Source organism: Propioniciclava sp. (assembly GCF_029977985.1).
GTDB lineage: Bacteria > Actinomycetota > Actinomycetes > Propionibacteriales > Propionibacteriaceae > Propioniciclava.
Genome location: NZ_JARKOT010000077.1, coordinates 1 through 8,227, shown reverse-complemented (window position 1 = coordinate 8,227; position 8,227 = coordinate 1). Strand labels below are relative to the sequence as shown.

At 68.8% G+C, this 8,227-nt stretch carries 7 protein-coding genes and 1 pseudogene; 2 read left to right on the top strand and 6 right to left on the bottom strand.

Annotated elements, in window-relative coordinates; translation table 11 throughout:
• Positions 1 to 96: 96 nt before the first annotated feature.
• The 4 genes from Q1K57_RS04515 to ychF all read right to left on the bottom strand — a co-directional run bounded on the left by Q1K57_RS04515 (position 97) and on the right by ychF (position 4,348).
• Complete coding sequence (locus Q1K57_RS04515; protein ID WP_300079444.1) at positions 97 to 1,077, bottom strand: caspase family protein; 981 nt, start codon at positions 1,075 to 1,077, stop codon at positions 97 to 99.
• 8 nt (positions 1,078 to 1,085) lie between these two features.
• Positions 1,086 to 1,457, bottom strand: a complete 372-nt coding sequence (locus Q1K57_RS04510) for a TIR domain-containing protein (protein WP_300079442.1) — start codon at positions 1,455 to 1,457, stop codon at positions 1,086 to 1,088.
• Between the two features lie 139 nt (positions 1,458 to 1,596).
• The gene (locus tag Q1K57_RS04505) at positions 1,597 to 3,252 is read right to left on the bottom strand and encodes a recombinase family protein (protein ID WP_300079440.1); all 1,656 of its coding nucleotides are present in this window, start codon (positions 3,250 to 3,252) and stop codon (positions 1,597 to 1,599) included.
• 13 nt (positions 3,253 to 3,265) lie between these two features.
• On the bottom strand, positions 3,266 to 4,348 hold the full coding sequence (gene ychF / locus Q1K57_RS04500) for a redox-regulated ATPase YchF (protein WP_300079437.1): 1,083 nt from the start codon (positions 4,346 to 4,348) through the stop codon (positions 3,266 to 3,268).
• A 120-nt stretch (positions 4,349 to 4,468) separates the two neighbouring features.
• Here ychF and Q1K57_RS04495 point away from each other — a divergent pair, with 120 nt between their 5' ends.
• Positions 4,469 to 4,849 (top strand): DUF6394 family protein, encoded by a 381-nt coding sequence (locus tag Q1K57_RS04495; RefSeq protein WP_300079435.1) that lies wholly within the window; start codon positions 4,469 to 4,471, stop codon positions 4,847 to 4,849.
• Between the two features lie 3 nt (positions 4,850 to 4,852).
• Positions 4,853 to 6,601 (top strand): NAD-binding protein, encoded by a 1,749-nt coding sequence (locus Q1K57_RS04490; RefSeq protein WP_300079433.1) that lies wholly within the window; start codon positions 4,853 to 4,855, stop codon positions 6,599 to 6,601.
• A gap of 366 nt (positions 6,602 to 6,967) precedes the next feature.
• On the opposite strand, the gene Q1K57_RS04485 is transcribed toward Q1K57_RS04490, so the two are convergent.
• The gene (locus Q1K57_RS04485) at positions 6,968 to 7,912 is read right to left on the bottom strand and encodes a hypothetical protein (RefSeq protein ID WP_300079431.1); all 945 of its coding nucleotides are present in this window, start codon (positions 7,910 to 7,912) and stop codon (positions 6,968 to 6,970) included.
• Positions 7,912 to 8,227, bottom strand: a pseudogene (locus Q1K57_RS04480) (M18 family aminopeptidase); the annotation flags it as partial. The gene Q1K57_RS04485 and the pseudogene Q1K57_RS04480, both read right to left, overlap by 1 nt.

Here is an 8,227-nt window from a genome sequence, read left to right as displayed (position 1 = left end):
GCTGCCAGTGCGCCCAGCGCTCGTGCTCGACGGCGGCGAGGCGGTCGAGCACCTCGGGGCTCTCCAGCACCTCGCGGGCGCGGTCTGCTTCGCGCATCAGATCAGCTCCTCGTGCACGAGCCGCCAGTAGTGCTGGCCTAGGACGGTCAGCTCGCACGCCTTCGACTCCATGGCGGCGTGCCACATGTGCTCCGCCCCGACGGGACGCACGAGGTTTACCTTGGCGAGCTTCTGCAGGACGGCGAAGTCGGCGTTCTTGGCAGGGTCAGGCGGCGGGACGGAGGCGTCCTCGTTCCCGGCTCGCTCGGGCTCGTACGAGGGGTCGAGGGCCAGCTCTTTGGCCGGGTGGGAGAACAGGTCGGTGAGGCGCTTGAGGTCGGACAGCTCGACGGGGGCGTCGATGGTCCGGAGCGAGACGAACGTCTTCACGTTGGTCTTGAAGACCGGCCGCTGGGCCCACGCGCCGAGCGACTGGTCGATGTGGGCGTACACGCTGCCCGGCGTGATCTGCCCGACCAAGTTGGTCGCGGCACCGTTGAGCGCGTCGACGAGGAGCGTGGTGAACACCCCCGAGCCGCCACTCTCCATCGAGTACTGCTCGGCGGTGGAGGCCGTCAGGATGGTGACGCCCTCCTTGATCTCGGCGAGCTGGGTGACGTGCTCGCTCGATCCGGCGATGCCACTGTGGCAGCTGTCGAGAATGATGACCTTGTTCTTCGCCGGGGACCTGTTGGCGAAGGACATCACGTCACTGAGGGCCAGGCCGTCGTGCCCCTCCGCGCAGTCGCTGGCGCACAGGAACCCGCCGGTGCTGTCGATGTAGCCGTGGCCCGCGAAGTACAGCAGCGCGATGTCGGAGTCGTCACGGAACAGTTCCTGGACCGCCTGGCGCAGCTCGCTGCGCGAGACGAGCGCGTCCGGGCCGGTGCCGATCAGCATCTTGGGCTGGGGGAAGTTGAGAGTCCCGTCTGCATGGCGCTCCAGGGCCGCCTTGACGCTGTAGGCGTCGTTGACGGCACCGCGCAGCGAGCCGATCTGCTCGTAGTAGTCGATCCCGACGATCAGTGCTTTGTGCATGCCGGACCTCACAAGGAGTCGATGAACCCAGCGATGTTGGCGTCAGTCCACGCGACGGTGCGCACGCCTGCGAGCGTGGTGCGGTCGTCCCGGTAGGCCAAGATACCGAGCAACGGCTTGCCCTCTTCCTTCGCACACTGGATCTCCCACTTCTGACCCGAGGAGGTGAGCGAGTTGTTGCTGACCAGTGCGATCACACCGTGAGAGCGGCGGATGCGGGTCCTGACCCGATCCTTCCACTCGGAGTCGTAGGGGGTCTTCACCGACATGTCGATGAACTCGTAGGGCGCGCGAGCGCTGAGGGACTGTCCCTTGAGGAAGTCACGTTGACGCTCGTCCTCGATGGCGAAGGCGATGAATACGGTCTTCTTGTCAGCCATGGCGGTCTCCAATCCGGTTGACGTCGTGGCCGATCTGACCACTACTTCGAGGCTATTTGGCACCACCGACAAACTGCGGGCGCTCAGGGCAGGCGCTCGACGAGTGGCTGCGCCCTGGACGGGTTGGGCGCGGCGAGCACTACTCGGCAAGGACGGGGATCTCGACCTGGTCGCCGAAGTCGACGTCGACCGAGGCGGGATCGAAGCCCTTGCGTCCGCGGGGTTGCGGCCACAGGCGCACGGTGGCCAGCACCTCGATCGTGTGGCGCTGGGTGTTCAGATCGGCGTCGAGGAAGTGCTGGGCGGGGTTCTCGACGGCGAGCACGGGGATGTGCACAGCGCCGCGCGGCAGTGACCTGATCTCGGCTTCCAGCCGGGCGATGGCCTCGTTCGAGCGGTCACGGTTGCGCTTGAGGTCGGCGGCCTCCAGTAGCCCGTCGTCGTAGTCGCGCTCGGCGCGGGCGATCTTGGCTCGGTGCTCGCCGATCTCGGCCTGGAGGCCAGCCAGCCTCGGCGAGTCCGTGGCAGGCACGTTGCGCAGGGCGTCGGGCTCGCACAGCCGGGCCGCAACTGCCTTGCGAACCAGATCGTCGATGGGCGCGCCCGTCCGGTTGATGTGCCCGTGCTTGCACCGGTAGCCCCGCGAAGCGCCCCGGATCGGTTCATCGCACAGACCGCACAGGTAGAGGCCACTGCCGAGGTGGCGGCGGTGAGTACCGACACGATTCGTGGCCCGGCTGGGGTCGTCGAGGCGTTCCTGGACGCGTTGCCACAGGTCCTCGTCGACCAGGGGCGTCCACTTGCCCTTCACGAGCTGACCGTTCTCGTCACGGGCGATGAAGTCGCGCCAAGCGCGGCGCTTGCCCTTGACCATGAGCACGGGCTCGCCCTTGGCCGACTCCAGCTCGGCCTTCTTCTGCTGGTTGGCCTGGATCGTGGAGCGCCGGTCCTTGACGTCGGTGTAGACGCTGTAGCCCGCGTAGCGCGGGTTGCGGAGGATGCTCAGCACCGTGCTCTCGGCCCACGGGCGGTCGTCGGGGACTTCTCGGGGAGCCAGCCCCTCAGTGGCGCGTTTGGCGTTGCGCTCGATCGTGAGAGTGCGCGAATGGTTGGGGAGCCTCGGTACGCCTTGCACCTGCTCGGCCTTGGCGGCGTCATTCTCCTTGATGCCGCTGAGCGCACGGGCGATCCCCCGCAGCGATGCTCCGCCATCGAACGCGGCATAGATCGCCTTCACGGCTACCGCCTCGCGGCGGATGACCTTGCCGTCGACTGCGTACCCGACGGGCCGAACACCCTTGGGTGGCCTCCCCTGCTCGGCGCGCTGGACGTGGGCGCGGGACTGACGGGCGCTCTTGCGCTCCATCTCGGCCCTGGCCACGGCCGCCTTGATCCGGGCGTACATGCGCCCCCCGTCGGTGGACAGGTCGGCGTCGCCGTTGGCAGTGACGAGTTGCAGACCGCGCTCCTCGGCCCAATCGATCCAGTCTTCGAGCTGGCGCGGCTGGCGGGTGAGACGGTCGAGGTCGTAGCAGACGATCGCGGTGAAGCGTCCGGCGTGGTAATCGGCGACCATCTGGTCGTAGGCGGGGCGCTTCTTCGTCTTGTCAGTCGCTCCCTTGGACTGGTCGACGTAGGTCTCTACCACTTCCCAGCGACGAAACTTGGCCAGGTTCTCGCAGTCCTCGCGCTGACGCTCGATGGCCAGTCCGTCCAGTTCGCGGTCCTGCGAGATGCGCAGATAGATCGCCGCTCGGACGGGCGATGTGGTCTTGCTGGAGGCTGCTGCGGTCATGCCTCCAAGGGTATCAACGTGATGTCACATTGCTGCGGAACTCGACCACGTCGCCGTCGGCCATGACGTAGTCCTTGCCTTCCAGGCGCATCTTGCCCGCGGCCTTCGCGGCCGCTTCGGAGCCGAGCTCGACCAAGTCGTCGTAGGACACCACCTGGGCCTTGATGAACCCCTTCTGGAAGTCGGTGTGAATGACGCCCGCAGCTTCCGGGGCCGTGGCGCCCTTGCGGATCGTCCACGCGCGGGCCTCCTTCGGCCCGGCCGTGAGGTAGCTCTGCAGCCCCAACGTGTCGTAGCCCACCCGCGCCAGCTTGTCGAGGCCCGGCTCGTCGACGCCGGCCTCGGCCAAGAACTCCGCGGCTTCCTCCGGCTCCATCTCCACCAGCTCCGACTCGAACTTGGCGTCCAGGAAGATCGCCTCGGCCGGCGCCACGACCGCAGCCATGCGGGCGAGAAGGGCGGCGTCCGCCAACTGGTCGGCGTCGCAGTTGAACACGTAGATGAACGGCTTCGCCGTCAGCAGGAACAGGTCCCGCAGCGGCTCGGGGTCGAGCCCGGCGGCAAACACGCCGGTGCCCCCGCTCAGCGTCTCGTACGCCTGCTTCCACGCCGCGAGCTTCGGCTGCACCTCCTTCTTGATGCGCGCCTCCTTCTCCAGCCGCGGCAACGCCTTCTCGACCGTCTGCAGGTCGGCCAGCACCAACTCGGTCGTGATCGTGTCGATGTCGGAAGCCGGGTTCACCGCGCCGTCCACGTGCGTCACGTCGTCGTCGGCGAACGCCCGGGTCACCTGGCAGATCGCATCCGCCTCGCGGATGTTCGCCAGGAACGCGTTGCCCATCCCCTCGCCCTGCGAGGCGCCCTTCACGATGCCCGCGATGTCGACGAAGCTCACCGTCGCGGGCACGACCCGCTCCGAGTCGTACATCTTCGCCAGCACGGCCAGCCGCGGCTCCGGCACGCCCACCACGCCCACGTTAGGTTCGATCGTGGCGAACGGGTAGTTCGCCGCGAGGACGCTGTTGCGGGTGAGGGCGTTGAAGAGGGTCGACTTGCCCGCGTTGGGGAGCCCGACGATACCGATGGTGAGTGCCACGAGGGTTCAGTCTACGGGCTCCGGACGCCGCCACTCACCCCGTGCATGCCGCAACCGGCGGCGTCCGGACTTACAGTTGCCGTGTCACACACCGGACGCCGCCGCCACGGGAGGGCACCCATGAACTTCGAGAAGGTCGTCTTCGGCTTCTTCATCACGCTCGCCGCGACCATGAACTTCGGCTTCTGGATCGGCGAGATGGACCGCCCCGAACTGCACAGCGTCTGGGGGCTCGCGGGGGCGCTGGCCGTCAGCGTCATCGCCACCATCTTGAAGTTCGGCGACCGCACCCAGCTGGGCGCCGTGCACCTGGCCACGTCGCTGGTCGCCGACGCCGAACTCCTGATCGCCGCCCTCATCTGGACGTGGGCCGTCTACATCGGTCCGGGCATGGACGGGCACATCATGAGCCAGGTCGTCTCCTTCTCAGGCGGTGCGCTGCTGGCCAACATCATCTCGGTCGTCCTCATGCTGGGCGAGATCCTGACCATGCGCCGCTGACCCATGGCGCCACCTCCCGGGCAGTCACGGCTGCCGATGAAGAACGTCTTCTTCCTCGTCCTGCGCAGGATGAGGGCGCCCCTCATCGCCATCGTGCTGGTCTACACGCTCTGCACCGTCGGCCTCGCCCTCATGCCCGGCGTGGACGCCGCCGGCAACCCCACGCCCGGGATGGGCCTGTTCCACGCCTTCTACGTCATCAGCTACACCGGCACCACCATCGGTTTCGGCGAGATCCCCGTGCCCTACTCCGGCGCCCAGCGCCTCTGGATGACGTTCAGCATCTACGCCACGGTCATCGGCTGGTCGTACACGCTGGTCACGCTCGTGGCCCTCCTCCAGGACGTCGGTTTCCGCAACGCCCTCGCCTCCGCCCGCTTCAACACCCGGATCCGGGCGCTGCGCGAGCCCTTCTACATCGTCGCCGGCTGCGGCGAGACCGGCACGCTCGTCTGTCGCGGCCTCGACCGGCTCGGCCTGCGGTTCGTCATCATCGAGTCGGACCAGACCCGCTTCGACGAACTGCGCCTCGAACAGTTCAGCTTCGACCCACCCATGAGCAGCGCCGACGCCTCCCAGCCGGACGCCCTTATGGCCGCCGGCATGCTCATGCCGAACTGCCGGGGCGTCATGGCCCTCACCGTCGACGACCTGACGAACCTCAACGTGTCGGTCAACGTCGAACTCCTGCGCCCGGGCCTGCCCGTCCTCGCCCGCATCCGCGAACCCGACATGGACACCACCCACGGCGTCTTCAGCCACGACATCGTGATCAACCCCTTCGACCGGTTCGCCGAGCACCTCGTCTCGGCGATCATCGCTCCCGAGCGCTACCTGGCCCGCGAGATCCTCACCGGCCTGCCGGGCATGCCGCTACCCGAGGAGCACCACCCGCCCGCCGGCCACTGGATCATGTGCGGCTACGGCCGGTTCGGCCACGCCATCACCGAACGCCTCCGCAACTTCGGCCTCACCGTCAGCGTCATCGACCACTCCCACTACGACGGCGGCGTCGAGGTCGACGTGAAGGGCCGCGGCACCGAACCCGGCGTCCTCGAAGCGGCCGGGATCGACCACGCCAGCGGCATCGTCGCCGGCCACGCCGACGACCGCCGCAACCTCGCCATCGCCGTCCGGGCCCGCGAGATGAAACCCGACATCTTCGTCGTCACGCGGCAGAACCAGCGCTCGTCGGCCCCCCTCTTCGAGGCCTTCGACGGGGACCTGAGCATGGAACCCGCCAAACTCGTCGCCCGCGAGTTCCTCGCCGTCATCACCACCCCGCTCATGGCCCGCTACCTCGAGAACCTCCGCAACCAGGACGAACCCGTCTGCGCGAAGCTCGTCGACAAGCTGCAGAGCCTGCGCCCGGGGTTCGTTCCCGAGACGTGGTCCATCGTCATGGACGACCACATGGCGCCCGCCGTCACCCGCCAGATCAAGGAGGGCGCCGAGGTCACCGTCGGCCACCTCAAGGCCGACCCGCGCAACCCCCAAGAGCCGTTGTGGCTCATGCCGCTCGTCTACGCACGCGGCGCCAAGACGATCATCAACCCCGGCAAGGGACTCAAGCTCGCCGCCGGCGACGAGGTGCTGTTCGTCGGCTCCGCAGAGGCCCGGCGCCGCCAGGAGTTGGCGCTCATCAACGACACCGTCCTCACCCTCATCCGCACCGGTGAGGACCACTCCACCGGCGGCACCGTCTGGCGTTGGCTCACCCGCAAACGCGACACGTCGAAGGTGGACGGCTAAGGAAACGCGGATCAATGTGTTCCACGCGCCGGGCGGGATGAACTGGCGCTCCCAGATCTTGTGGTCGTACTCGACGCACGGCTCATGATCTGGGGGCGCCTGATCGCCCGAGCCGGTGCGCCCCAGCGGGAGTTCCCGAGGGCCCGCTGAACCGTCGAGACCATCCACGCCGCTTGGGCGCGTCCACGCCGGCTGGGTGCACCTACGCCGGCTCGGTCCGGTCTTACGCCGCCAAGGTTCACGTGCGCCGCGTCTGCGCGGCGTATGTGAACCTACACGGCGTGCGTGCTCCCACGGGGTGCGCGCACACAGCGAGGGCGCCGTCCGATGGTCGGACGCCGCAGGCGCCCGCCTCGATCTGCTCCCCTAAGCCCCGGTCGCTGCCCGGGCGGACGGGTCGGCCGAGCTCGACCGGCGGCGTCCGGATCGGCCCGTCAGGTGCAGGACCAGCGCGACCACGAGGGCGATGCCGAGTGCCACGGCCACCTTGTGCCAGCTGGTGTCCAGCGTCGCGAGGAACAACCTGGACGCCGTGTCGAGCATCGCGCCCCAGTTGCCCAGTTCGTTGCGGGCGCCCAGCGCCGCCTCACACGCGATCAGGACAGGAGGCAGCAGCCACAGGACGCCGAGGCTCCAGAACCAGCTCCACCGGTCGCCGCGGCGGAACCCCGCCCAGCCGAGCGCCCCACCCACGACGACCGCCGGAAGCCAAGCCATGACGACGCCCAGCGGGCCGGGCCCCTGCTCGACGTGGACGAACGGCGTCGCCCAGGCAGCCAACCAAGCGGCGAAGGGCACCGTGGAGAGGGCGAGGCCGAAGGCTACGCGGCCACGGCGGCGCGAAGCGGTGAGGGCATGAACGGTCAGCGCCACCAGCCACGTGAGCAAGGCAGCCGCGAGGAGGGCGCCGACGTAGAGGTGCGCCCGAGGGTCGGCGGTGTCGTCGAGCAGTCCGTGCCCCTCGGCGACGACCCAGAAGCTCTGGCCGATGGCCAGCAGCTGAACCGCGCTGAGCCCCACGGCACCGCCGATGAGGGGACCCCGCGCGCCGTCCATGCCCTTGCGCAGGACGCGGACGGTCAGCCCCCCGAGGGCGGCTCCCGTGAGGAGCAGGGCGACGATCGTGGTCGTCGCGTACTGGCTGATCGGCAGCAGAGCCAGGGGCATGTCGTCCGGGGCCGTGGCCTTCGCCCAGAGGTTCTGGACGGGCAGCCGGGCCCCCGACGCCAGCCACGGCGCGAGCCCGATGAGCGCGGACACCGCGGCCACGGCGGTCGCGACCGGCGTGGCGACGAGCTGGCGGGCGTCCATCAGGCCCCTGCGTAGTAGGCGGTCAGGGCGTCGGCCAGCCACGCGAGGTCCTTCACACCCGCGAGTTCACGCACCGAGTGCATGCTCAGCAGGGGGACGCCGACATCGCACATGACCACCCCGAGCCGCTCGGCCGTCATGGGGCCGATCGTCGAACCACAGGGCACGGCGTTGTTCGAGACGAAATCCTGCGTCGGCACGTCGGCCGCCGCGCATGCGCGCCGCCACAGGGCCGAGGAGGCGGCGTCCGAGGTGTAGCGGAGGTTCGCGTTGTGCTTGAGCAGTGGGCCGGAGTTGAGGAGGGGCCGGTGGTCG

What these genes read in the sequence shown, in the direction of transcription:
- Q1K57_RS04490 (WP_300079433.1), top strand. Translation starts at nt 4,853, where the DNA reads ATGGCGCCACCTCCCGGGCAGTCACGGCTGCCGATGAAGAACGTCTTC.
- Q1K57_RS04515 (WP_300079444.1), bottom strand. Translation starts at nt 1,077, where the DNA reads ATGCACAAAGCACTGATCGTCGGGATCGACTACTACGAGCAGATCGGC.
- Q1K57_RS04485 (WP_300079431.1), bottom strand. Translation starts at nt 7,912, where the DNA reads ATGGACGCCCGCCAGCTCGTCGCCACGCCGGTCGCGACCGCCGTGGCC.
- Q1K57_RS04505 (WP_300079440.1), bottom strand. Translation starts at nt 3,252, where the DNA reads ATGACCGCAGCAGCCTCCAGCAAGACCACATCGCCCGTCCGAGCGGCG.
- Q1K57_RS04495 (WP_300079435.1), top strand. Translation starts at nt 4,469, where the DNA reads ATGAACTTCGAGAAGGTCGTCTTCGGCTTCTTCATCACGCTCGCCGCG.
- Q1K57_RS04510 (WP_300079442.1), bottom strand. Translation starts at nt 1,457, where the DNA reads ATGGCTGACAAGAAGACCGTATTCATCGCCTTCGCCATCGAGGACGAG.